General features: G+C 35.1%; 1 protein-coding gene. It reads left to right on the top strand.

All coding sequences use genetic code 11. From position 1 onward, the window contains the following. Nucleotides 1–293: 293 nt before the first annotated feature. The coding region (locus J3U16_RS12065; RefSeq protein ID WP_267343227.1) for a hypothetical protein at nt 294–535 on the top strand (242 nt) is incomplete at its 3' end.

Genomic DNA, 535 nt, shown 5'->3' with positions numbered 1-535 from the left:
AAAGATTAACGATCTAAAATGAAAAAATTATTGCGTCATATTTTTTCAGTCACTATACTTCCGGATCATTATTAGTTAGACAGATCAAATTTAACTAAAAAATATAAAAAAGTAAATAAATCATAAATATACTTGACAGGATTGTCGCATATGTTCTATAATTTTCAACAGGCAACAGGCAACAGGCAACTTGGCCAACCTATAATTTAAATTCGCCAAATTTAAACTCCCAGCCTATTTTTTTTCATTCCAGTTTATTAATCGACGAAAATTTAAGATCGCGTAGTCGATCGTTGCGCCGATCGTTATTTGGATCATCATTCGGATCATCTCTCAGATCTAAATTACGTCGACAGATCTTTTTACCGCTCGGCTTTTTGTTAATACCTTTTTATTCCAGCCATGCATTAACCGTTAAAACCTCGAATGTAATTCAGGGTAATGCGCCCTATTTAACTTTCGATGGTGGTCGTACTCGTGCAGTTGATGCTAACGGTCTGCTTGGGATTACACTATCTAACGGAGCTAATTACAC

This window comes from Gilliamella sp. B3023 (assembly GCF_026536845.1).
In the GTDB taxonomy this organism is placed as follows: Bacteria; Pseudomonadota; Gammaproteobacteria; order Enterobacterales; family Orbaceae; genus Gilliamella; species Gilliamella apicola_E.
The sequence above is the reverse complement of the archived record's forward strand: the minus strand, read 5'-3'. Positions and strand labels throughout refer to the sequence as shown.